General features: G+C 69.6%; 23 protein-coding genes. 12 read left to right on the forward strand and 11 right to left on the reverse strand.

Annotated elements, in window-relative coordinates:
- Positions 1 to 71: 71 nt before the first annotated feature.
- On the forward strand, positions 72 to 299 hold the full coding sequence (locus ACFYYB_RS33710; protein WP_389440392.1) for a hypothetical protein: 228 nt from the start codon (positions 72 to 74) through the stop codon (positions 297 to 299).
- 42 nt (positions 300 to 341) lie between these two features.
- Here ACFYYB_RS33710 and ACFYYB_RS33715 read toward each other — a convergent pair whose 3' ends face one another.
- The 3 genes from ACFYYB_RS33715 to ACFYYB_RS33725 form a co-directional block, all read right to left on the reverse strand.
- A complete protein-coding gene (locus ACFYYB_RS33715; RefSeq protein WP_389440394.1) occupies positions 342 to 791 on the reverse strand; it encodes a lamin tail domain-containing protein in 450 nt (149 codons plus the stop codon).
- A 328-nt stretch (positions 792 to 1,119) separates the two neighbouring features.
- On the reverse strand, positions 1,120 to 1,635 hold the full coding sequence (locus ACFYYB_RS33720; protein ID WP_389440396.1) for a DUF6086 family protein: 516 nt from the start codon (positions 1,633 to 1,635) through the stop codon (positions 1,120 to 1,122).
- Positions 1,598 to 2,428 carry a tetratricopeptide repeat protein gene (locus tag ACFYYB_RS33725; RefSeq protein WP_389440399.1) on the reverse strand — a complete coding sequence of 277 codons (831 nt, stop codon included), beginning with the start codon at positions 2,426 to 2,428 and terminating at the stop codon, positions 1,598 to 1,600. The genes ACFYYB_RS33720 and ACFYYB_RS33725 overlap by 38 nt, the downstream gene beginning before the upstream one ends.
- Before the next feature lie 247 nt (positions 2,429 to 2,675).
- Here ACFYYB_RS33725 and ACFYYB_RS33730 point away from each other — a divergent pair, with 247 nt between their 5' ends.
- The 5 genes from ACFYYB_RS33730 (at position 2,676) to ACFYYB_RS33750 (ending at position 6,211) form a co-directional block, all read left to right on the forward strand.
- Positions 2,676 to 2,945: a hypothetical protein gene (locus ACFYYB_RS33730; RefSeq protein ID WP_389440401.1), complete on the forward strand. Its 270-nt coding sequence runs from the start codon at positions 2,676 to 2,678 to the stop codon at positions 2,943 to 2,945.
- A gap of 200 nt (positions 2,946 to 3,145) precedes the next feature.
- On the forward strand, positions 3,146 to 3,844 hold the full coding sequence (locus ACFYYB_RS33735) for an HNH endonuclease family protein (protein ID WP_389440403.1): 699 nt from the start codon (positions 3,146 to 3,148) through the stop codon (positions 3,842 to 3,844).
- Entirely contained in the window at positions 3,841 to 4,173 is a 333-nt protein-coding gene (locus ACFYYB_RS33740) for a hypothetical protein (RefSeq protein ID WP_389440406.1), read from the forward strand. Before ACFYYB_RS33735 ends, ACFYYB_RS33740 begins: the two co-directional genes overlap by 4 nt.
- A gap of 347 nt (positions 4,174 to 4,520) precedes the next feature.
- Positions 4,521 to 4,877, forward strand: coding sequence for a hypothetical protein (locus ACFYYB_RS33745; RefSeq protein ID WP_389440408.1), 357 nt, complete (start codon positions 4,521 to 4,523; stop codon positions 4,875 to 4,877).
- 863 nt (positions 4,878 to 5,740) lie between these two features.
- Positions 5,741 to 6,211: a DUF5956 family protein gene (locus ACFYYB_RS33750; RefSeq protein WP_389440412.1), complete on the forward strand. Its 471-nt coding sequence runs from the start codon at positions 5,741 to 5,743 to the stop codon at positions 6,209 to 6,211.
- Positions 6,212 to 6,238: 27 nt separating this feature from the next.
- Here ACFYYB_RS33750 and ACFYYB_RS33755 read toward each other — a convergent pair whose 3' ends face one another.
- From ACFYYB_RS33755 to ACFYYB_RS33765, 3 genes are all read right to left on the reverse strand, one after another.
- The gene (locus tag ACFYYB_RS33755) at positions 6,239 to 7,069 is read right to left on the reverse strand and encodes a hypothetical protein (protein WP_389440414.1); all 831 of its coding nucleotides are present in this window, start codon (positions 7,067 to 7,069) and stop codon (positions 6,239 to 6,241) included.
- A gap of 33 nt (positions 7,070 to 7,102) precedes the next feature.
- Complete coding sequence (locus ACFYYB_RS33760) at positions 7,103 to 7,858, reverse strand: HNH endonuclease family protein (protein ID WP_389440416.1); 756 nt, start codon at positions 7,856 to 7,858, stop codon at positions 7,103 to 7,105.
- A 239-nt stretch (positions 7,859 to 8,097) separates the two neighbouring features.
- A complete protein-coding gene (locus tag ACFYYB_RS33765) occupies positions 8,098 to 8,949 on the reverse strand; it encodes an aminoglycoside phosphotransferase (RefSeq protein ID WP_389440419.1) in 852 nt (283 codons plus the stop codon).
- A gap of 625 nt (positions 8,950 to 9,574) precedes the next feature.
- Here ACFYYB_RS33765 and ACFYYB_RS33770 point away from each other — a divergent pair.
- Complete coding sequence (locus tag ACFYYB_RS33770) at positions 9,575 to 9,904, forward strand: hypothetical protein (RefSeq protein ID WP_389440422.1); 330 nt, start codon at positions 9,575 to 9,577, stop codon at positions 9,902 to 9,904.
- Between the two features lie 2,248 nt (positions 9,905 to 12,152).
- Entirely contained in the window at positions 12,153 to 12,446 is a 294-nt protein-coding gene (locus ACFYYB_RS33775) for a hypothetical protein (protein ID WP_389440425.1), read from the forward strand.
- A 415-nt stretch (positions 12,447 to 12,861) separates the two neighbouring features.
- Here ACFYYB_RS33775 and ACFYYB_RS33780 read toward each other — a convergent pair whose 3' ends face one another.
- The 4 genes from ACFYYB_RS33780 to ACFYYB_RS33795 form a co-directional block, all read right to left on the reverse strand.
- Complete coding sequence (locus ACFYYB_RS33780) at positions 12,862 to 13,959, reverse strand: hypothetical protein (RefSeq protein WP_389440427.1); 1,098 nt, start codon at positions 13,957 to 13,959, stop codon at positions 12,862 to 12,864.
- Between the two features lie 219 nt (positions 13,960 to 14,178).
- Positions 14,179 to 14,316, reverse strand: coding sequence for a hypothetical protein (locus tag ACFYYB_RS33785; protein WP_389440429.1), 138 nt, complete (start codon positions 14,314 to 14,316; stop codon positions 14,179 to 14,181).
- 484 nt (positions 14,317 to 14,800) lie between these two features.
- On the reverse strand, positions 14,801 to 15,337 hold the full coding sequence (locus tag ACFYYB_RS33790; protein ID WP_389440431.1) for a GNAT family N-acetyltransferase: 537 nt from the start codon (positions 15,335 to 15,337) through the stop codon (positions 14,801 to 14,803).
- Positions 15,338 to 15,348: 11 nt separating this feature from the next.
- A complete protein-coding gene (locus ACFYYB_RS33795; protein WP_389440434.1) occupies positions 15,349 to 16,626 on the reverse strand; it encodes a hypothetical protein in 1,278 nt (425 codons plus the stop codon).
- 236 nt (positions 16,627 to 16,862) lie between these two features.
- Between ACFYYB_RS33795 and ACFYYB_RS33800 the strand changes: the two genes are divergently transcribed.
- The 4 genes from ACFYYB_RS33800 to ACFYYB_RS33815 all read left to right on the forward strand — a co-directional run bounded on the left by ACFYYB_RS33800 (position 16,863) and on the right by ACFYYB_RS33815 (position 19,026).
- Complete coding sequence (locus tag ACFYYB_RS33800) at positions 16,863 to 17,120, forward strand: hypothetical protein (protein ID WP_389440437.1); 258 nt, start codon at positions 16,863 to 16,865, stop codon at positions 17,118 to 17,120.
- Entirely contained in the window at positions 17,117 to 17,323 is a 207-nt protein-coding gene (locus tag ACFYYB_RS33805) for a hypothetical protein (protein WP_389440439.1), read from the forward strand. Before ACFYYB_RS33800 ends, ACFYYB_RS33805 begins: the two co-directional genes overlap by 4 nt.
- A 263-nt stretch (positions 17,324 to 17,586) precedes the next feature.
- Positions 17,587 to 18,768: a protein-L-isoaspartate O-methyltransferase gene (locus ACFYYB_RS33810; RefSeq protein WP_389440441.1), complete on the forward strand. Its 1,182-nt coding sequence runs from the start codon at positions 17,587 to 17,589 to the stop codon at positions 18,766 to 18,768.
- A gap of 12 nt (positions 18,769 to 18,780) precedes the next feature.
- Complete coding sequence (locus ACFYYB_RS33815; RefSeq protein WP_389440443.1) at positions 18,781 to 19,026, forward strand: DUF6087 family protein; 246 nt, start codon at positions 18,781 to 18,783, stop codon at positions 19,024 to 19,026.
- Between the two features lie 100 nt (positions 19,027 to 19,126).
- Here ACFYYB_RS33815 and ACFYYB_RS33820 read toward each other — a convergent pair whose 3' ends face one another.
- Positions 19,127 to 20,377, reverse strand: a complete 1,251-nt coding sequence (locus ACFYYB_RS33820; RefSeq protein WP_389440446.1) for a tetratricopeptide repeat protein — start codon at positions 20,375 to 20,377, stop codon at positions 19,127 to 19,129.
- Positions 20,378 to 20,897: the final 520 nt, after the last annotated feature.

Consider the following 20,897-nt stretch of genomic DNA (forward strand, 5'->3'; position numbering starts at 1 on the left):
CGGCCGTGACGACGCCTGCGCCGGGTTGGTGCCGTTGACCGCCCACATCAAGGCCGGGCTGGGTGGGGGCGATGACCGACGAGGCCGGCGTGATCACCGGTGACGTCACCCTGACCACCGAGGCTGGCCCGGACGGTACCGTGCATGTCCGTATCCAGTACACCGGGGCCGAGGAGTGGTACACCCTCATCGGCAGCCCCGCCCCACTGCCGACCGGCGGCCTCGGCGGGTTCCACACGAGCGTCGTCGACGCTGTGAAGGCCGGCGGCGCCGCGAACGTCCCCGACACCGTCTCGTGACGCCCGGGCAAAGGCGTTGGGGCTCGGCATGGGTGGGCGAGTTCAGCAGGTTTTGTAGTCGTAGCGGGTGGAGTTGTAGGCGCAGGCGTGGTGGACGGTCTTTTTGGCGCGGCGCAGGGTCGCGGTGTCCTTGTCGTTGTTCCAGACGTAGGCGGCGCGCTGCTGGAACAGGGTCGTGGCGGTGTTGATGCCCTTGCCGGTTTTGAGCGTGACTGTCTTTCCGGCCTTCAGTGTGAACGTGGCGAAGGTGTAGACGTGGCTGGAGGTGTCGGTCAGTGTCCAGCCCTTGAGGTTCACCGCGCTGGTGGTGCTGTTGGTGATCTGGACCCACTCGCCGTTGATCGAGGTGTTGGTGCGGTTGTCACTGCCGGGGGAGTCGTACCAGATCTTCGAGATGCGCAGGGTGCCCGCGGCGTGGGCCTGGCCGGGAAGGAGAAGGAGCGCTGCGGCGGTGATCGCGGTGGCGGCGGCGAGGTGGCGGGTGCGGGGCATGAGCAAGGTAGGGCACGTCCTGTCCGGTGAAGGGCCCCCGCCACGGTGGCGGTGGCGGTGCGGATCTCGGACATTAGGGTTCGTGCACCGTGGGTAGGGCTCTCGTGACAGCCTCGTGACACAACGTCACCCTTTGGTGTCTGATCCCTGCCATCACTGAACCGAGAGACCAGCAGGCCAACCGCCAACGCCCCGAAGCAGAACGCGGATAGGGCCCCCGCGATGCCGGTACCGCCTGCTCAGCGCGACGTAAAACGTTCGTCGCGCGTAGAGGATGTGAGGCCATCGTAGGCTTCTTCGGCGAGCCGCCATCTCATTCACGGGGTCGTCAGTCCTCCGCCCACATCCCGCGTCTGTAAAGGTCGTGGCTGTCCAGTAGTCCTGCTTCACGCTCCGGGGTGCGGGTGATGGTCCCGCCGCCCTTCTCCAGCATCACGATCGAGGCGAGCAACATGCCACGCATCAGGTCGTGCATGATGAAGTTGTTGGTGGAACAGCAGGTCTCGTAGACCCTCTGCGTGAATGCCTTGAACGTCTCGATGTCGACGTCGGCACCGCCGCGTTCGTTAGGTGTCACTCCGGTAGGCAGTCCCAGCAGCTCGCCGGCATCATGCGCGATGGACACGTAAAACTGGCCCACTCGCAGTGCTGGGTCCCAGATGGTCTTGGTCCTGTTTTCTGTCTCAAATGGGTAACTCAGCGGTCGTTCCTCAGATGGGTCCAGGCAGTCTGGATGCGGGTGTGTTCCGGCCAGTGACCGTATCAATCGTCGAACCTCGTTCGAGGCTGGACCACAAACGACAAGGTCAGGCCCCGTCGATGCGGTCGAGGAGTGCTTTGGCACTGCAGGTGCCGTAGTGGTCCGGGCCGAAGAGCGCCAAGCGGGCGTCGTAGGCGGCCACGGCCCGCGGCCGGGCCTCGGCGGTACGGCCCAGCCCGAAGAGGACCATCGCTGCGGCCTTATCGACAGCGCCGGTCGCCGGCCGGGAGTCCCCCTGGGACAAGTTGCGGCACAGCACGTCGGCACGCTGCACCTCGGCGAGGGCCTCTGTATGGCGGTCCTGGCCACTGAGGGTGTAGGCCAGGGTAAGCCGCAGGCCCAGTCTGGTGAGGTCGGGTTCGTGGTGGGTGGCGAGTACCTGGCGCGCCAGCGCCTCGGCCTGCGGATGGCGGCCCAGTTGGTCGAGAGCGGCGGCCTGCCCGGCACGGGCTACCGCCGCCCTGAACGGCATGTCCGGTCCCGTGGCGCGGTCCGCGAGCTGTACGACGGCCGCGAACTCCGCCTCGCTTTCGACGTCCCGGCCGACCGCGCCCAGCGTATCCGCGCGGTCCGAGCGTATTTTCAGGGTGTGCCGGTGGTCGGATCCGTAATCCCTGACGGCGGCCTGGAACACCTCGTCGTACATGGCGAGGGCATCGGCATGACGGCCCTGGGCAGTCACCGCGAGCGCGGCGATGCCCATCGCCACCTGTCTGTAGACCTCGTCGCGCCGCCGGAACGGGCCCGCGGCCACGGAGCGTGCCTCCGCCTCGGTCTCGGCATAGCGCCCCGCCTGGTACAGGACCGCGGTTCGCGCGAAGGGGGTGCCGGCCAGCGGACCTGCATCGTTTCGATCACGCCGACGAAAGAGCCTCATGCCCGGAGCATACGAACAGCGTTCACCGGCACCGGCACAGCCCCCGGGCTAACCGCCCTCGTCACCCCTGCTGCCAGGGGTTTCGAGGCGCGGGCACAGCTAAGCGAAACGACGTCGTAGAGCCAAGCGCGCAACGCAGGGCACGGCCCGCACACACTTCCACGCCTCACCCTCTCCTCCGGATTGAGCGACGGTGGCCGGTGGCAGGCTCCGACGGGTCGAACACGGCACGTCGGAGGGACAGGGCATGAGGTTGAGCCGTCGGGAACGGATCGCCTTGGACGGCCTTCTCCTCGCCGCCGCGGTCACCGCGGTCGGCTGGGGTGGGGCCCACTACGGCTTCGACTGGACCGCGCACCTGGCCTTCACCCTGAGCCTGCTGCTGGTGCTCGTAACGGCCTGCCGCACTGTGTTCCATGGCCTGACCCTCGTACGGCTCCCGCAGCCACGCATTCCCGCGTCGGAGGAAGTCCGCTGTCACGCGGCCCGTCAGGCCGGCCTGGACCCCGACGCCTGATACGACCTGCGCGCCACCGCCACCCCTACGGTCCACCCTGCTTCCGGGCCGCGGTGCTTCCGGCTCTGGAGGTCGCAAGGGCAGCGGGTGCGCCGGGATTTTGGCTGGCGGGGACCGGGGTGGTCTTTGCGGGGTATGCGCGGTGGGTAAGGTCGCGGAGGTACTTTTCAAGAGGGTTTGGGGTGGTTATGCATCGTCAGATGCGTGTGGGTGTCCGTACGGTGACGGCTGTTCTGCTGGCGGCAGGTCTCGCGGCCTGCAATCCAGGGGTGTCCGCCGGCGGAGACGGCAAGGCGTCCCCGCCCGCTCAGGGCAAGGGCGGAGCACAGGGTGCGCCGGGAGCTCCGGCGCTCCCGGGCCTGTCGACGACGGCGGTCGCCCGCAGCCAGCTTGCGGGTCTGAAGGTCGCGGGTCAGAAGGCGATGACGGGCTACTCGCGGGAGAAGTTCACGCATTGGACTGGGCAGGGCGATAGCTGTGACACCCGCGAGGTCGTCCTGGAGCGTTCGGGGAAGGGTGTCAAGCGCGATGCCGCGTGCAAGGCCTTCTCCGGGACCTGGGTCTCGGTCTACGACGGGATCACCGTCACCGACGCGGGGAAGCTGGACATCGACCACATGGTCCCCCTAGCTAATGCCTGGAGGTCTGGGGCTGGGGCGTGGACGGCGGAGCGGCGTAAGGAGTTCGCGAACGATCTGACCCGCCCGCAGCTCCTCGCGGTGTCCGCGGCGACGAACCGGGCCAAGGGTGATCAGGGCCCCGACGAGTGGCAGCCTCCGTCCAAGGGCTACTGGTGTACGTACGCGACGGCGTGGACGAACGTGAAGGCCACCTACCAGCTCACGGTGACCGAGGGCGAGAAGAAGAAGCTGACCGAGATGCTGGGGACCTGCTCATGACCGACCACCAGCCCGACACCACCCCCCAGCCCGACCAGAGTGCCGTCCCGGAGGGGGCGGTCCCGTTGACCGACCACGTGAAGGCGGGCCCCGGCGGCGCGATGACCGATGAGGTTGGAGTCGTCACTGGTGAGGTCACCGTGACGACCGAGCCCGGCCCGGACGGAACGGCCACGGTCCGGATCCAGTACACGGGTGCGGAGGAGTGGTACACCCTTACCGGCAGCCCCGCCCCGCTCGCACCTGAAGGCCTCGCCGCGTTCCACAAGCTCGTGGTGGAGGCCGTGCAGGCCGGAGGCGCCGCTGAGGTCCTCGCAACCACTTCGTGAAAACCCGCATGTGATGCGGATGGGCTGCGGCATCGTCGTGGTGAGGCGGCCCCGCACCGTGGGCTGTCTGAACGCGGGCAGGGGAGAGGTGGGCCGTGGTGAGTAGGCGCGAGACCTGGACGACCGAGGAGTTCGGTACCTCCCACACGGGTTCGGTCGAGGCTGTCTTGGGCGACGGGACCGTTCCGGGCCCGGTGTATTTCGACACTGATTCCGGCGGGGGAGGGGATCCGGTCTCCCAGTGGAGTGTCTACGACGGCCGCTGGCCCCACGTTCCGAGGGCTGCTGAGGTGCGCGCGGTGTGTTCCTGCGGTTGGGCCGGCCCTGAACACCGCCTGGACTGGGAGATGATCGGTGACCGGGATCTGGCTGAGGCCGGGGATGAGCAGGCGGACGCCTGCGACCGGGACTGGTACGGGCACATCGACCAGGTCGAGGCGACCACCGTCCCCGTGCCCGAGACCGTCACCGCGCTGCTGGCCCGATTGGAGGAGGAGGTCGACAAGCTGACCAAGACCTCCCCGGTGGCCGCGGTACGGGCAGCCCGCCACTTGGAGGTCACCGCGGAGCGGGTCGGCTACTGGGCGGCCCGCGGCGCCGCCAACGACCTCGACACGAAGCAGGCCGCCGCCCAACTCGGCCTCAACGAGGTGGCAGCCCGCAAGCTGCTGGCACGATTCGGACGCTGGAGCCCGTACCGCTGACCGCGCCGATCCCGGCGTAGGAGGCGGCCCGTCCGGAACCGACGTGCGAAGGAAGACCCGGACGAGCTCCACCAACCAGCCTCCCAGGACAGCGACCCAGGCATGTGGCGGCCACGCTGGTCCGGGAAGCGGGGCCCGTCCCTGCGGCCTACAGGGCGCTCTTGTAGACGACTGTGGTGGTGGGGCAGTCCTTGGCGAGTCCGAGGAGCGCCTGGACCTCAGCCTCGTCGGCCGCGAGGTCCCACCTCAACTTGGTTCCGACCCAGCTTGCGGCGTACGAGCAGTGATACGAGCCATCCGACGGTAGCCACTCCGCGGGGTCCTTGTCGGACTTGGATCGGTTGGAGGCGGCGGAGACCGCGATCAGCGTGTCGGGGCTCGCTTGGTCGTTGGCGTACGCCTCTCGCCGGGCCGCTGACCAGGGGGTCTGTTCAGCTGGCGGGGAGCGCTTTTCGACCCGTGCGGTATTCCCGGCTGCGGGGCACGTGACAACAGGATCCGGCTGACGTCAGATGCCGTCGCGGCGCCACTCGTACCGCCACGCCACGTCTAGGTAGCCCATCTCCTCGTCACGGAAGCCGGGCCGCGGTGGGCCCAGACGGCGTCCGACAACGCCCAGTCTTCTGCTGATGAGGGAGCATGCACCTGTTCTCCGAGGAGGGGCCGCCCTAATGACGGCCGGCCCGTGGCGCCGCACGGTCACGGCTGGCCGAACGATCGCCACCACTGCATCGATCAGGCGAGGTGCGGCCTGGCTGCCGGGGGTTGGGAACACGGCCGCAGAGTCCGGGCAAGTACTGTGTGCAGGTATGTCATGGGATGTGAATGGTCGTCCGCATCGGTTGGCGGAGCGTAGGTCCGGGGTGAGTGAGCTGGAGCCGGACCGGTTGCCGGAGGTACGGGAGCTGGGGGAGTGGGGCTGGTCGTTGGCGCCTGATGCCCCGATGTGGGTGTTCTTGCCCTTCGTGTGGCCTTCGGGCGCGCGTACGTGGGTGCCCGACCGGTCGACTCGCTGGCAGATCGAGACGATCCTGGACACGACGCATCAGCTGCTGGACGTAACCTGCCTGCCCATCTCTGAGGCCGAGCGGGAGGTCCAGGAGAGGGATACGGCCGCGGACCTGGCCCACGTCGGCATCCCCCCTCGCCCAGCCGGCCGCCTTTGGCTGCTGCGCCCGGTGGGCGGATTCGAGGATGTGGAAGGCGTACTCGACCACTTGTGTGCCAGCGCAGAGACCCGAGGGGTGCCCGCGGGTCTGTCCGCGGGATTCGCCGAGCGGTGCGCGCACGAGCTCAGGATTCTCTCCAGGACGGACGATCAGTCGTCTGCCTGAGGCATTGAGCAGGTTGTTCAGCTGAGCTCAGGGCTTCCAGGGCACTTGGTAGTACTGGCAGCCGGTCCTTGAGTTGCACTTGGACCAGCGGCCGGTGTGCAGCACGCCGGCTTTGAACAGCTGCCGGTGCCCGAAGGCGGTGAACTCTCCTTCATGGTCATCGTGATAGTTCCCGCCGCCCGTCAGCCGCTGGTCGTTGTAGGCCCACCGCTCGCTGCTGGGCCACCAGGAACGTGAAGCCTTGGCGTTCACCGACGCGAGGTGGACGTCGTTCTTGCCGCAGTAGTCGTCCGGCCGTCCACTGAGGTTGACCCGGCAGTTGTTCCTCCAGATCCCGGGATTGATCTCGGGTCCGCTGTCCCATTCGATGAGGGTGCGCCAGCGAGGCAGCTTTCCGTCGAAGGACTGCCTGTAGACGATGTCGAACGTGCCGATCACGCCCTTGCTGTCTCCATAGGCACCGTTTCCCTTCACCTCGGCCGTGAAGGCGTTGATCTTCCGCCCGCAGATCGTGCCGTTCTCGCACCACGAGTCGTAGTCGTCCTTGGCCGGCGCCATGGCGCGTGGCGCCGGCGTCACGGTGGTGTCCTCGGCGACAAGGTAGGCGGCATCGGTCACCCGGCCGCGATTGTCTTCGGTGACCCGGAGCGTTCCACCCATACAGGTCCAGGCCTCGGACTGCTTGTCCTGGGCTTCGTTCACGCATGCCTGCAGGCCGTCGCCCCGGTCCTGCGCACGACTCAGCGCCCTCCAAGGAGCCGTGCCACCGAGAGAGAAGGCAGGAGAGGGGAACGCATTGAGCACGGCCAGGGCCAGAGATGCGGCCAAGACCATCGGGATGCTCCGTGCCGTCTTCATGGCGGCTTTTCTGGGAGTTCGCCGGATCACGAATCAGAGGGCGGGTTCGTAGACGACGGTCGTGGTGGGGCAGTCCTCAGCGAGCCCAAGCAGGGCTTGGACCTCAGCGTCGTCAGCGGCCAGGTCCCACCGGAGCTTGGTGCCGACCCAGGTGGCTGCGTACGTGCAGTGGTAAGAGCCGTCCGAGGGCAGCCACTCGGCCGGGTCCTTGTCGGACTTGCTGCGGTTCGAGGCGGCGGAGACCGCGATCAGGGTGTCCGGACTCGCTTGGTCGTTGGCGTACGACTCCCGCCGGGCTGCCGACCAGGGGGTTTGCTCGCTGTCGAACACCTCTGCCAACGGGATGAAGTGATCGACGTCGAGTCGTCCGGCGTCGATGACGACGAGGTTGTCGTACGGGCTGCGCCAGGAGCCCCCGGTCAGCTTGCAGCCGATCGCGACCTGAGGCGCCGTCACCGCTTCCGACAAGATGACCTCCCGCCTCGTGTCACAGCCATCCCCAGAGTTCAGGCCTTTGTTCCAGTGCTTGTAGAGGTCGCGCTTGTAGCCCTCGCGGTGTTCGGCGGCGACGGGGAGTCGGTCGATCGCCTCGAACAGCGGCAGCGGCGCCCGTACCCCGGCCGCGCCCGGCGCCGCGCCGCCCGTGCTGCGGGCAGGGCTGTGCGTGGTGGGGGAGCTCGCCTGCGTGGGCCGGGTGCTGGCGGAGGCCGGCACCGCGGTGGTGGTGAGCAAGGGGAGGGCGGCGAGGGCGAGCGCGGGCAGGCCGCGGCGCAGAAGATTGTTGATCATGCACCGGTTTGTAGCCGGGCCCGTGACCTGCCTGGAAGGGGGTATCGGGGCAACTCACCCGGCCGGGTGGCCGGTTTCACCGGAAAAACGGATCTTCTTCCTCCGGGCCGCGCACCCCGCTTCCCCCGCGTGATGGACGTCGTGGGCCAGATGATGGACCGGGCTCTCGGTCTTGTCCGGCCACCGGTACCGACCGGCGGCCGGGCCGCTCTCGACGTGGCGGCCAGGGGTGTTCGGCTCTACGGGTGTTGTGCGGGGGCGATGCCGGTGAGGGTGCGTACCGCGTGCTCGTACCTGCGGGCCTCGGAGGCCGTTCCTTGGGAGTTGCCGGTTGGCAGGGACCGGAGGTGTTCGCTGGTGGTGACGAGGCGGAAGATGACGGCGCGCACGACGTACTGGGTGAACCCGGGCCCGTTGGCGGGCGCGGCTTGGTGGAGCAGTTCGGCGCTCGCGCCGTGCCAGATGAGTGCGTCGGCCACGACGATCGCCTCGGCGTAGACGGGTGGGCGCCAGTATGGGGAGAAGTCGATGACGGCCGGGGCCTGTCCGGGGGCGAACAGGACGTTTCCCGTGAGGTCCCCGTGAATCAGCTGCGCCCTGGCCCGGGGTGTCGGGCCGAGCAGTGCGGTCAGCTCTCTATAGGCCTTGCGCAGAGCCGGGTGGAGGTCGGCTTCTTGTTCCTGCCAGGCGACGAGGTCGGCGGTTGCCCACCTGTCGTTGCGGTGGTCGAGCAGGCCGGGGCGGGGGACGTGGGCCAGGGCGTGGTGGAAGGCGCGTCCCGCGGTGAGGATGTCGAGCCAGCGGGGTGCCGCGGTGTGATCGGGGTCGGTGCCGGGAACGAAGCGGGAGGCGGTCCAGCCGCCGTAACTCCAGGCGCCGGTACGGGCCCGCAGGGGTCGGGCGAGGCGGAAGCCGTCCTCGGACACTGCGGCCATGGTGCCGGCCAGCCACTCGGCGAGCTCGATGTCGGGGCCGGCGGGCTTGAGTACCACGTTCCCCACCCGCACGCTGCGTCCCTCACCGCCCGGGAGGCGAAGGGGGCTCCCGGCGAGCTCGAAGGCGGCCAGTACGTCTGGTCCGGGCAGGCTCATAGGTGCTCGTTCGCGGTTGGAGGGCAGGTGCGGCCCACGGTAGCGGGCCGCACACCCATGACCCACGACGCGCGGCCCGTCGCACCCCGATGCACCGCCCGCAGGTCGCACCCCACCATGAGGTCGAACATCTGACGGCTGACCAGCTCCGACCTGGCCCAGTCGCCCGGGATACAGATACCGGGTGACTGGTTGCGCTATCGGGATCCCGAGTTCCTTGAGGGCGGCTGCTACCAGCAGGTGCGGGAGCACGCCGTTGTCGATGGCCCGGTCGATGAACCCGTTGAGGCGGCAAACGACCTCGACAGCCTTCCCGTTCTCCCGCTGATACAGCGCTGGCGCGGAGCATGCAGGGCACACCGCAGTGCCGCTCGTGGCGTGCAGAGGGATGAAGTTGTTCAGGCTGCACTGGTCGCAGTCCAGACTCAGACCGCGCTCCGCCCAGCCCTGCGCACACGCTGTCTCCAGCGCCGAGGTCACGTCGGAGCTGGTCCAGTGGTTCAACACGTTCGTCGCCGAGCGAAACTTCCTTTCCTGGCGCCCCCAAACTCTCGGGTAAGCTCCTTCGCGTCCTCGACCGGAAGCCAGTCGGGGTACCTGCCGTTGTGGAGGCGACACGGCTCCCGTGCAGCTTCACCTCATCTCGGCGGAGAACACCGCGGGTGACCCCTCAGCCGCCATCGCCGCCGCCGACGCCCTCGCCCCCCAGGCCCTCCCCACCACGGAACGGCGCGCGCTCTACTTCACCGACCGCGCCAAGGCCTTCGCCCAATGGGGCCGACGCGACGAATGCATCCGCGCCCTCCTCCAAGCCGAGTACTGGGCACCCCAAGAAACCCACGCCCGCCCCGCCGTGAATCCCTCGTCTCCGGCCTGCTGCTCTCCGGGCACACCACAGCCGAACTCCGAGGCATCGCCGCGCACACCGGAGTGCTGCACAGCTAGCCAATCCTGAACCTCTCCTCGTGCACGTGACGGCCCAGGCGAGGTCGGTCGCCGGGAGCGCAGTCTCCATTGCCCTTCCGGGGTGTTGAGGCGGGGGCGCGGTCCCGGTCGCGGCCTCTGAATGGCCATGGCCGCAGCCGTACTACGCACGTACCTGCTACCCCGGCCACGCCTCAGCCCCGACCCAGCGGTTCAGCCAGCCATGCCGCGCGCGTTAACTGGACTGTAGATGGACAGGGCTCCGCACTTTCAGTTATCAGCCTAGGGCACTTATCACGTCTGATCGCCTTCCCGTCGTCCCTGGTGCAGTCGCCGTACTGAACAGGAAGAGCCGCCCACGGAGGGCGGTGGCGTCATGGGTGACGCCACCCCTCCAGGGGGTTGAATCCGAGGGGGGTAGCGTCATGTATGACGCTACGGGTGGCGTCATACATGACGCGCTTCTTTCAAGAGCCAACTACAGAAAGAACAGCGCCTTTGGCGCGTAGCGCTGCTGACGCCCGTAGGGCTGGTGCGGGTAGTAGCGCGCGGATGGGGAAGCGGCTTCGCCGCGGCCTGCGGCGCCTAAGCGCCGAACCAGGGAGCGCAGCCGGGGAAGTCCAACGGGAGCAGGAGCACTCGGTTGTAGTCAGGGCAGGCCGGCGTGGTGGGCAAGGTGGAGGCTGCCTGGCCCGGGGCCCTGGCGGACTGTTGCCGAAGTTCCGTCCTGCGGAGATCATGAAGGCGATCTTGGCCGCGCTGGAAGGCGGCCGGACGGCCGAGCAGCTGGCGGAGAGGGTCCGGCGCCGGCGGTGGGAGCACGGCGGTCGGTGTTGCGGTCGGGCTCTGCGCCCGGCGAGGGACTGCCTGGATCCGATGTGTGAGGACGGCGCCCGAATCCACGTGGGCCCCCGAGGTGTCTGCCCGAAGTGCGGGGAACGCGGAGGGCAGTGGCGTACAGACCGGCGCCGGGGTCTGGAATCCGGACCGCGCGGCGGTGCCGGGCCTGGTGTGGTGGGACTGCGCGGGAGAGGGCTGTACCGCAACCGGCAAGGGCACCCGGCCCGGGGACGGCTTGTGCTGGGCCTGTCGCGATCGGGCCGGGGCCGAGGAGATGGATTGGGCCACGGCGGGCCTGCGCGCCGAGCGGGACGCTGAGTACTCCGCGTAGGCCGGGCAGGTGAAGGCGGCGGCAAGGCGGGTGCTGCTGGATGAGGCCTACGCCGAGCACGCCGAGCGGCCGGTGTGGAGGAGACCCGCCGGATCTGTGAGCAGCTGTCCGGCGAACAGCCCGAGTTGGCCGTCTACGCGCAGTTCGGGGAGTAAGCCTCCGTGGCACTTGCTCTGGCCCCCTGTGCGCGGTTCTGAGCGCCTCGCAGCCGAAACCTGCCCCCCATTACGGCTGGCGGGCTGAAAGGCGCTCAGGGGGACTTCTGTGGGTTTCAGGTTGGGGGAGGGGCGAGAGTGGCAGCGGTTCAGGGCGTGGTGGGAGACCGCCGGTTCGACGGGTAGCCGTGGGCGGCACCGAATCGTTGGAAGGCACATGACGAGGACTCGAAAGGGTCAGTCCACGCCGAGGGGAGGGGCCTCGGTAAACCTGCTCCGACCATGATCAGTGTCTGTCGGCCAACCACACTCCCCAACAGGGGAGCGAGTGGGTGTACGGCGATCAGGTGACCTCGAGGCCCGTACTGCCCTGGCCTGTGTTGGGGAGTTTCTTGGGGAGGTCCGGCCCCGGGGTGTAGCCGGAAGCGCCCGAGGAGGCCTGGATTCGGTGTGGCCCCGTGACCTGCGCTGGGGAGGTTTGTGGTGAGGTTCGCTGCTCGAGTGTGGCCGGGCGTGAAGAGCTCGCCCGGAGCAGCGGCGCCGACGGTGAGGGTCGGCGGGTCCGTACGGGACCGGGCCTGTCCGGCCGACGGACGCGGTCGTCCGGCACACGCTCTCTGTGCTCGCGGACCGGGTCCGTGGTCGCTCTCTCACATACCCTTCGTGGGAGGCCTACTGCGGAGTTCGGGATCGGCCGCGCTCAGGCATACCGGCTCCTCGATGTTGCCCGCGGCCTGGCTGCCATCCAGGCCGGGGTCACCGCCGGCACCCTGGTGTCCCGCACACGAAGACACCCCCCAAGTCGCTGCGGCCGTGCTGGACTGCGGGTCCTCCCAGCGGCACTGATCGCCGTCGCAGCCCGCAGCGGGGACATCGCAGTACTGGTCACCGGTCGGCTCACCGCGTGCACCCGCTATGGCGCCCAAAACCTCGATGGGGCCACGGTGTGCGTTGTGGTCCACGAGGCCGCCCGCGAAGTGCGTGCTGTTTCAACCGAATTTCCGGATGCTCCGCCGGCAGACACCCGGCTCGTGGTGTTGCGCCGGGTTGTCGACGACGTGGTGGCCGGCGCGCGCGCGATGGGTGAGCTGATCCTCGAAGTCGCCCCGACTTGCCTTTCTGGCAGCACCGTCTTCGATGGCCTGGGGCCACTGTGCGACGCGATCGGTGAGGACATCGACATTGGCCTCGCTACCCGCCGCTACGCACTCACCGGAGACGGCCGTGCCCGGCACGGCACCCGGTAGCCGGAAACATAGGGGGAAAGGTGGGGTGAAGTATCGAGGGAAGGGTGGGGGGAAGAGTCCGGGGAGGTATGGGGGGAAGGTGCACGGGCGGAGGTTGCATATTTTGCCTGCTGAGGGCCTGTTTTCCGGCCGGTGAGTGCCCGGACTTTCTTGTGTGGGTGTAGGGGGTCGGGTCGGTGTGGTGGCTGGGTCTGTGGGGCGCGGGCCTGGGCGGCGAGCGTGTTGTACGTGGTTCTCGGCGTATGGGTTGGGGTGGGGTATGAGCGTCGGGGCTGCTGCCGGGTGCGGGTCTCGTGGACGAGGAAGCGGCTTGGTTGGAGGCTGGGGTTCCTTGAACGGTGTTCGGGTTCTGACAGGCGGACACATTGGGGATTGCGTCGCTTGGTTGGGGGCCCGCAGGGTGTTGTCATGCGGATCACCTGGTTTGTCTCGGGGTGGGAGTCGTGCGCGGTGATCCACTGGCAGACGTGCTTTGCGGCGGATTCCACTGTCTGGGCGCGGTGCCGAGAACGTATGTGGCCGGCGCCCACTTCCGCGTGAGCGGGTGGCAAGGGCGCTGGCAGCTCGCCCTGGGTCCCCGTCCCGGCCCCTTGGCAGAGCTGACGAGGCTGGGGCCAGGCGTCGGAACCGCCACTCCGGCGGAGGAGACCGCAGAGTCCTGAGCGTGGGCCGCACCGGCATACGCGGGGCTGTCCCAACGCCGACTGGACACCGACGACGTCTCGTTGATGGGCCGGTGGCCTCCAAAGTCATCGGGATTGATCTTGTGGTGGGTTGCAGCCGTCGGCTCCATTGCCCGACCGGCGCCCGCCCAGGCATGGACAGCGGGTGCGACTGCGGGAGAGTTGGTGGGCCCGGGCGGCGCGCTGGTCCCGTACTTCCTGCCGGCCTCGGCGGCGGCGAGCTGTTGGTCCAGCCACGGCCCTGCCGCGTACCCCTTGATCACCTCGGGGTCCTGGCCTTCATACTCGGCACGCTTGTCGACCTCCTCGGCCAGGTGGCGTGCCTCGTCCGCCGTCAACGGCTTCGCAGCGGTCGGGGAACCCTTGCTTCCCCCGGCGGCGGTCGCCGCACCGGAGTCCTTCGTGGCCGACCTGAGGGTGTCGAGGTCGTGGAGGCGTGCGTCGAGGCCGTCGAGGGTATGACGCGAGGTGACCAGAGCCGCGGTGATGCCGTCGGTGGGGAGCAACGGGCCGGCCTGGGCGGTGGTGGAGGCGTTGTCGACGACCACGAAGATTCGCCGGCCCTCGCGGGCGTAGGCGGCCAGCACGCTGCGGTACAGCCGCTGCCGGTCCTCCAGCCCACCCGGGATGTGCTCGCTGGGAATGCCGAGGGGGCGCAGAAGCCCTTCCAGAGCGCGTTCTGGTGAGAGGCGGCGTTCGAGGTCGTAGCCGGCGAGGTCGGTGACATCCCGCCGGGGAACCAGCCCGGCCGTGAGGGCCTGGGTGGCGGTCTGGACGGCGAGTTCGGTCTTGCCGATGCCGGCCAGTCCCAACACCGCGCTCACCAGCACCGCGCGCTGGCCACCCGCACCCCGGCGGCGGGGGCCAGATCCGCCAGCAGCTGCTCGACGTGCCCGGCGCGGCCGGGGACGGCAGTCCGGACAGGGCGGGAGTGATCGCCTGCGGCAAGTGCACGGTGATGTCCCGGCCCTGGACGACCGCCTGGAAGAAGATCCCCCCGGTGATCGTGTTGCTGTTCGAGCCGCCACTGAGGGTCTCACCTTCGCGGTTCACTGCGTCGTGTTGGCCCCGCTGCGCCCGGCAGCTCCGGGGGCGGACGGTGGCGCGGTGTTGAAGGTCAGGCCGGCGAAGTCCCTCCCCTGGAGGAGCGGCCCGTTCAGGGTGCCGCCGCTGACGATGTTCGTCACGGCCCCGTCCCCGCCGCGTACCCGCGTGGCCGTTTCCTGCCATGCTGCAAGACCTGCACGGAAGTCCTCATCCACCGCGGCCCGCACCGCCAGCGCCGTACTCAGGGCGTGCGCCCCCCCCCTGATCGCCCGGATCCGCGGCAGGGCGACCAGTTCCGCCTCTCCGGAACTGACTTCGGGGACCTCCCCGCCGCTATCCCGCTGAACAGGCCGCCGCACCAGCGCACTCAAGCCCGCCCAGAGCTGTCGGCCACCCCCCCCCCGCTGACCCGCCGGCCCGCGCCGCCAGCAGCCCCACCGTTATCGGGTCCATCCCCACCATCCCCATCGCCAACAAGTTGACAATTGTGTTGAGTGACGAACAAAGTGCACGGATGGTTCCCGAGCGCTGCTCCCAACTCATCCCCTGCACAATAAGATTGCTCCACGTCCTCGCGCAGGCGACCACGGACCTTGGCTCGGTCCTCTGCTGGCCCTACGTGCCTTAGCGCTGAAGCGGCTTGATCATGGATCGGTATGTGGGTGCGCCGTCCCAGGGCTGCGTGAGGCCCACCAGCCCGTATCCCAGGCGCTCGTACCAGGCGGCGGCCGGTGCCTCGGGGCGGACGGCGAGCGTGACCCGCTCGGCGCTCACCCCGTCGAGCAGCGCGGCGTGCAGGGCCCGGCCGACGCCGTGGCCGCGCCGGTCGGCGAGGACGGCAAGCTCCATCACGACGAACGTGCGGCGCCCGTCCTCGCGGGTGAACTCCTCCGGCAGCTCCGTGTCCAGGAAGCCGGACCACCACCCGGTGGTGGACGCGAGGGGCAGACCGTACGCGAAGCCGACGAGCCGGCCGTCGTCGTGTGCGAGGACCAGGCGGAACCCGGGCGTCTTGTGCTCGCGCTGGTAGCGCTCCAGGAAGTCGGCGACGTCGCGGGGGCCCTCGTTGTAGGGGGCCTCGGCGAACACGGCCTCGTAGACGGGGGCTAGGTCGTCTAGCTCTCGCCCGGCGGCGGCGGCGGTGACGGTGGTGAACTCCACGGGGCTCCTCATCAGGCGGGGCGAACACGCTGTAGTTCGCGACGGGCCACGGCCAACGACTCCCGCGCCCGCCCCGAGGACACTTCGGTGAGCAGGGCCTCGCCCTGCTCGATGTGGTGCGCCGCCTCCTCGGCCTCGCCGGATCGGGCGAGCGCACCGGCCAGTCCGGCCCGCTGGAGTACCTCGTTGCGGGCGTAGGTGGTCTCCTGGCGCTCCAGGGCGCGGCGCAGCCATGACACCGCCGCGCGGTGGTGCCCGGCGGCGGTGAACAGCTCGGCCTGCGCGGCGGCGAGTTCGGCCGGGCCGTGGAAAGTCGTCCAGTCCGGTGCCGGCCGGGACCCGCGGTCTTTCTCGTAGAGGCGGGCCGCGTTCGCCAGGGTGGAGCGCGCGGACGCGGAGTCGCCGAGCATCGCCAGCGCACGCGCCTCGCGGGTGGCGAGGATCGACAGCAGCGAGGGCGGCGACCACGAGGCAGCGAGCATGGCGGCCCGCCGGGCGTGGTCCAGCCCGAGGCGGGGCTGCTGCTCCCGCAGCTCCAGCAGCGACATGGAGGCGAGGACGACGACGGCGAGGGAGTCGTCGCGCAGCTGCGTGGCGGTGTCCTGGGCCTGGTTCCAGTAGGTGCGGGCGCGGGTGTGGTCGCCCGCGTCGAAGGCGAGCCACCCGACGTGCTCGGCGGTCTCGCCGGAGATGAGCCGTAGCTGGCGGCCGATCGTCTCGGGGTAGGACCCGGTGTCGATCAGGCGCCGGATCCGGGTGTGGTGGGCGGCGGCGAGCGGGCCGACCGTGGCGCCGCCGAACCGGTCGTCGAGCCCGTAGAGGGAGGCGAGGCCCTGGCGCAGGTCGGTCACGGTGTCGGTACCGACACGGTGGCCTTCGTAGGCGGTGGCGGCGGGCGCTCCTATCCCGGCCAGGGCGAGGGCGGCGCCGCCCACAGCGGCCAGGGCGGTTCGGCGCTCCATGGGATTGGGCCTCTCGCGCAGTTCGGGGATCGGGTCCAGTACCGGCACGGGGGTGGTGACGGGGTTGCGGCGGTGCTCCGGCACCCGGAAGCCGGCCTGCTCAAGCGGGATGCCCAGCATGGCCTCTAAGACGCGCTGACGGCCCGGCTGCGGGCACGGCGGCGAGGAAGCTCGCCAACGGCGCACCTGCCGGTCGGTGACGTCCTCTCGCTCACCGATCCGCCGCGCCACCGCCGCGTACACGCGGATGAACTGGGCCGGGCTGCGCCACCCGAACCCGTCCACCAGCCCGGCGAAGATGCTCAGTTCTCCTGGCGGTTCGAACATCAGCAGCCCCCTTCTTGTCGCCTCGCCGTGGCCTCACTGGCACGGTAGAGGCAGACCTCCCGGACTTTCAGGCGTACCGGGTCAGGAAAGTCCGGCACAAAGTCCGGTATAGCCCAAGCCTGCTGGACTGGGTAACTAGTTGACTACCCACTGCACATCCCCCCCGGGGAGTGCGCCCCGGCCTAGCAGCGGGGCGCACTCCCACCCCGATACCGACACCGGCAGGAGGCACGGACGTGAGCGACGCGAACGTGTTGGTCCGGGAAGACGCCGACCACCCTCTTGTGGGGCGGGAGGTCATCCACTGCGGTACCGGCCGCACCGGCACTGTCGGGACCGTGCTCGTGCGCACCGCGAAGGCGACCGCCCGCACCATCAGGCGGACCGCGCACATGCGGCCCTTGCACGGATCGGGCGGGGAGTGGCCGGCCGACCCCCGGGAGCTGGAACCGCTGCGCCACCTCGCGCCGGACATGCCCGCAGGCGCCCGGTGAACGGGCTGTCCCTGGGCTGGGTAGGCGACGAGGTCACCGACGGCGACGGGCGCGCCGCCATGGTCACGGACGTCCGCGCGGGCGGGACCGTGTGGGTGCTGCGCCCCGTCTACACCGGGAACTTCACCACCCGGTGGGAGACCGAGCACCCCGAGACCCTGGGCGTGGTCAAGCGCCGTTCCGAACGGATCGCCAACCCCTGAGACTGCCCTGCGACGGGTCCACCGCGCGCAGGGCCGCCGGCCCGGCACCCCGCCCGGCCGGTACCGCACCACCGACGAGAGGAGACCGTAATGTCGAAGAACAGCGGAAGCGGAGGAAGTGGCGGGAGCGGCGCAGGGAGCGGGAGCGGAGGCAGCGGGGGGAGCCACGGCGGCGGGTCCGCGCCGATCTCCACCCCACCCCCGCCACCGCCGTCCAACCCCGACACCAGCACCCCCAGCGGCGGCGGGAAGCACCGGTAGCCATGACTGCCACCGCACGCCAGCAGCGCCCCAGCCGTACCGAGCTGGGGCGCTGCCTCATGGAATCCGGCGCCCTCACCTCCGACTGGGCGCCCACGTTCGCCGCCGTCGACCGCGCTGCGTTCCTACCGCCCCTGATGTGGCCCTTCCTCCCCGGCGACGAGGCCGCGGTGGCCCAGGCCGTCACCGTCGACCGGCGTACGGACCCGGCGGCCTGGTACGGGTACGCCGACAGTGACCTGTCGATCGTCACGCAGTGGAACGACGGGCATCATCGCGGCACCGACCCGGGCACCGTGGCGACCTCCTCCAGCTCGCAGCCCACCGTCGTGTTTCAGCTCCTCGACGCCCTGGACGCCGATACCGGCATGCGGGTCCGCGACGAGGGCACCGGCACCGGAGAGACAGCCGGACTCCTCGCCCACCGCTGCGGCGCCGAGAACGTCGTCACCATCGACGTGGACCCGGCCATCTCGGCCACCGCGAGGGAGAACCTGTGCAGACTCGGCCTGTACGTCGAAGTCCTCACCGGTGACGCCCTCGCCGGTCACCCGACCGGTGAGCGGTGTGACCGGGTGCTGTGCACGTTCGGAGTCCGCGCCATCCCCCGGGCCTGGATGGAGCAGGTCCGCCCCGGCGGGATCATCGCCGTCCCCTACGGCACCCACTACAGCAACCGTGACGCGCTGCTGCGCCTCACCGCGTACGGCGACGGCACCGCGTCCGGCCGCTTCAGGGCGGGGCTGGAGTTCATGCGGGCCCGGTCGCACCGCACCGTGTGGCCGACCCACGAGGACTACGTCACGGCCTGGCCCGGTTCGGCCGGCACGGTCGTCCAGCCGGGCCAGATCGCCCACTCCGATGCCGAGTTCGTCATCGGCCTCGCCGTACCCAAGATCACCCACACGGTCTTCCGCGAGGAGGACGGCACCCGGGCCGCCTGGTTCTACTCCCTTGCTGACCGGTGGTGGGCGGCCGTGCGCTGGCCGGAGGAGAGCGGGCCGGGCGTCGTCTACCAGCACGGGCCACGGCGCCTGTGGGACGCCGTAGAAGCCGCCTGCGGGTGGTGGGAGGAGCAAGGGCGCCCCGGTCTCGAATCCTTCGGCCTTACGGTCACACCCCACGGTGAGACACCATGGTTGGACGAACCGGGGAACGTGTTGCCGGGGGCGCAGTGGCGATAAAGGAGGACGGCCGTGAGCGAGCGTGAGGAACCGCTGGAGCAGTGGGCGGCCCGCCGCGACCAGCGGCGCGCATCCGACCGGCAGATCACCGGCCGTCGCCGCGCCGAACCCCTCGACCCCGATGCCCGAGGCCGCGCCGCACACCTTGCTCCAGACGCCCCCCGAGTCCTCCTGGAGCTCGACGTCGAGTCCGGGGAATGGGTGCCGGTCGGAGTTGCCGAGGACGCAGCTGCGGCAGCCCAATTCCTTGGCGGCTGACGCTGGTCCCGGAGGGCGTGTTTTCCCAGGTTGACGGGGTCAAAGGTATGGGCACGTCCAGCGCAGAAGACCCCGCACGATTGACGTGCGGGGTCCCTTGCTACCGGGTCTTGCGTGGCACCGGCTTGATCACCGGAGCAATGTCGTTGCGCTCCTTCTCGCCGGCGGTGGTGTTTCCGGCGTTCACGGCCTGGCGGTAGATCTTCTCGGCTTCCTCTTTGCGCCCTGCCTCATCGAGCAGGACCCCGAGGTTTACGGCGGCGTTGGTGTGTCCGGCGGCTGCTGCTTGCCGGTACATCTGCTCGGCTTCCTCGTTGTGCCCTAGTTTGGCGAGCAAGAGCCCGAGGTTGGAGATGGCGGCGGTGTCGCCGGTGTCTGCGCCCCGCCGGTACACCTCCTCGGCTTCCTCGTTCCGCCCCAGCCGGGCAAGCAGCACGCCGAGGTTGACGGCGGCGTCGGTGTTTCCGGCGTCTGCGGCTTGCCGATACATCTGCTCGGCTTCCTCGTTCCGTCCCGCCCGGGAGAGCAGGACTCCGAGGTTGACGGCGGCGTCGGTGTTTCCGGCAGCTACTGCTTGCCGGTACATCTCCTGGGCCTCTTCGCTCCTCCCCGTCTCGGAGAGCAGGAGCCCGAGGTTGAATGCAGCACTGGCGACGTGTTGGGCTAAGGGGCGCCAAGCGGCTTCGGCGATGTGGGGTGCCGTGTCAGCAGCGTGTACGCCGATGGTGAAGTTCTCCTCCTCATCGGCGGCGTAGTTCGGGGCGCTTTGCCAAGCGTGCTCCGTGACGGGGTTGATGGCGTGATCAGGTAGATAGTCGAACATGCGCCCCCGGCCTGGCCCAGGCCCTCGCCGAGGCCGCGGCAAGCGGTAGCTCGCGTACGGTCGTCGATCTCTCGGACGCCGACTTCGCGGACTCCCACGCCCTACACGCCCTGCTCGACGCCCAGAACCTGCACCAGGCAGCAGGGAAGCCCCTATTCTTAGCGGCCCGCTGTAGGTGGGAGTCCGCCGCTTCTTCGAAGTCACCGGCACCGCGGCCGCGTTCCGGATCACTGACAGCCTGGGCGGCGAGGGCCTGGCCCACTCCACCGCCTCCAGCTGGCGCAGGACCTCGGCGACGTCCTCGTGGTCGTCGGTGAGGAACTGCAGGACGAACTCGGCGACGGAGCGGGCGGTGCCCTCCGCCGTATCCGGACCGGTCTGTGCCCACATCCGCAGGGAGGTCACCAGGACCCTCCCGAGGGCCTCCAGGGCGAACATCTCCGTGGACGGCTCGCCTTCCTCCGGGCCGGGCAGGGCGGTGACGGGGACGACGATCCGCTCGAAGACGTCGACGAGCAGCTTTGCCATCCGCGGCTCGGCACCGGCGAACTCCCGGGCTACTTCGACGTCACCGGCCTCGACGGCCCGGAGGTAGCCGAAGGCGCTGATCGAGGTTGGCCAGGGTGACTTCCTTGCCACCCTGCGCGACGGGCGCAAGGAAGCAAGGGCCTTCGCACTGAGGTCTGACCTCAGACGTCAGCTCAGTCGATGTCGTTCCAGGTCCACGTTGAGGCTGCACTCCCGTCAGGTTCACGTCCGAATCGGAATTCCTCCCGGTTCCCCGCAAGGGTCCTGAACAGTTCGAAATGTCCTGCGGAGGGGAGCCGCTCAGCCAGAGCCGTGACCTCCTCATCCGCACCGGCCTCCCGCAACGCCTCCAGCAACTGCGCGGGCTCCGTGCGGCGGCCGGGCTGACCTACGCCGCGCCGGCCGAGCGGACCTGCCAGCGCCCAGGCCGGGCATGGTGCTGCTCCATCGGGTTCATGCGTCACGGGTAGCGCTACGCCGGGTCGTCCCGCGGTGGGTTGCGGTTCGGTGAAGTCGGCGA

It is taken from the genome of Streptomyces sp. NPDC002886, from assembly GCF_042888445.1.
Classification (GTDB): domain Bacteria; phylum Actinomycetota; class Actinomycetes; order Streptomycetales; family Streptomycetaceae; genus Streptomyces.

Excerpts from the sequence above, each read along its gene's own strand:
- ACFYYB_RS33710 (WP_389440392.1), top strand. The coding sequence starts at position 72 with ATGACCGACGAGGCCGGCGTGATCACCGGTGACGTCACCCTGACCACC.
- ACFYYB_RS33715 (WP_389440394.1), bottom strand. The coding sequence starts at position 791 with ATGCCCCGCACCCGCCACCTCGCCGCCGCCACCGCGATCACCGCCGCA.
- ACFYYB_RS33725 (WP_389440399.1), bottom strand. The coding sequence starts at position 2,428 with ATGAGGCTCTTTCGTCGGCGTGATCGAAACGATGCAGGTCCGCTGGCC.
- ACFYYB_RS33730 (WP_389440401.1), top strand. The coding sequence starts at position 2,676 with ATGAGGTTGAGCCGTCGGGAACGGATCGCCTTGGACGGCCTTCTCCTC.
- ACFYYB_RS33735 (WP_389440403.1), top strand. The coding sequence starts at position 3,146 with ATGCGTGTGGGTGTCCGTACGGTGACGGCTGTTCTGCTGGCGGCAGGT.
- ACFYYB_RS33740 (WP_389440406.1), top strand. The coding sequence starts at position 3,841 with ATGACCGACCACCAGCCCGACACCACCCCCCAGCCCGACCAGAGTGCC.
- ACFYYB_RS33745 (WP_389440408.1), top strand. The coding sequence starts at position 4,521 with ATGATCGGTGACCGGGATCTGGCTGAGGCCGGGGATGAGCAGGCGGAC.
- ACFYYB_RS33755 (WP_389440414.1), bottom strand. The coding sequence starts at position 7,069 with ATGAAGACGGCACGGAGCATCCCGATGGTCTTGGCCGCATCTCTGGCC.
- ACFYYB_RS33760 (WP_389440416.1), bottom strand. The coding sequence starts at position 7,858 with ATGATCAACAATCTTCTGCGCCGCGGCCTGCCCGCGCTCGCCCTCGCC.
- ACFYYB_RS33765 (WP_389440419.1), bottom strand. The coding sequence starts at position 8,949 with ATGAGCCTGCCCGGACCAGACGTACTGGCCGCCTTCGAGCTCGCCGGG.
- ACFYYB_RS33795 (WP_389440434.1), bottom strand. The coding sequence starts at position 16,626 with ATGTTCGAACCGCCAGGAGAACTGAGCATCTTCGCCGGGCTGGTGGAC.
- ACFYYB_RS33810 (WP_389440441.1), top strand. The coding sequence starts at position 17,587 with ATGACTGCCACCGCACGCCAGCAGCGCCCCAGCCGTACCGAGCTGGGG.
- ACFYYB_RS33820 (WP_389440446.1), bottom strand. The coding sequence starts at position 20,377 with ATGGCAAAGCTGCTCGTCGACGTCTTCGAGCGGATCGTCGTCCCCGTC.